The organism is Belliella filtrata, from assembly GCF_022549775.1.
GTDB classification, from domain to species: Bacteria; Bacteroidota; Bacteroidia; order Cytophagales; family Cyclobacteriaceae; genus Belliella; species Belliella filtrata.
Genome location: NZ_JAKZGP010000155.1, coordinates 1 through 600, shown reverse-complemented (window position 1 = coordinate 600; position 600 = coordinate 1). Strand labels below are relative to the sequence as shown.

At 38.2% G+C, this 600-nt stretch carries 1 protein-coding gene; it reads left to right on the top strand.

From position 1 onward, the window contains the following. Window positions 1–600: PKD domain-containing protein (locus MM239_RS20860; RefSeq protein ID WP_241350256.1), on the top strand; the 600-nt coding region annotated here is incomplete at both ends.

The window sequence follows — 600 nt, the reverse complement described above, 5'->3', positions numbered from 1 at the left end:
CAGAAAAGTTAACGGCAACCACTATTCCTACCACAACTTGTGACAATCAGGGACAATTCATAAGACCTAGTAATTACAAGCTATCTCAAGAATACCTTACCTATAACTCATCTAACGGGCTTTTGACCAGTTCTAGGGGAAGGGATGGTATCAACGTACAAGTATCCCATATCCATAACGGGACTTTAATTGGGAGCAAAACAATCAACCCTGGAGCCTCGGCATTTACAGAATCTATGAGTTATATACCCTTGGTAGGTGTGTCGGTAAAGAATGACCCCAACAATATCAGTACTAAATATGAATATGATTATAACAATAGGTTGAGGATTGTAAGGGATCAAGACAACAACATCATTGAGAGGAACAGGTATCACTATAAAAACGAAACAGCAAATTTCGCTTTGAATTCTACTAGGAGCCAGGCTTTGATAAATCAGCAAATTACTTTTTCTATTGCTGATGTGGTGTTGCCAACTGGAGGTACACATACGATTAGTTGGAATATGGGTAATGGAGTTGTTTATAACGACAATCGACAATCGGTTAATATTTCTTACCCAAATAGTGGTTTATATGTTGTAACAGCGACAATGACCT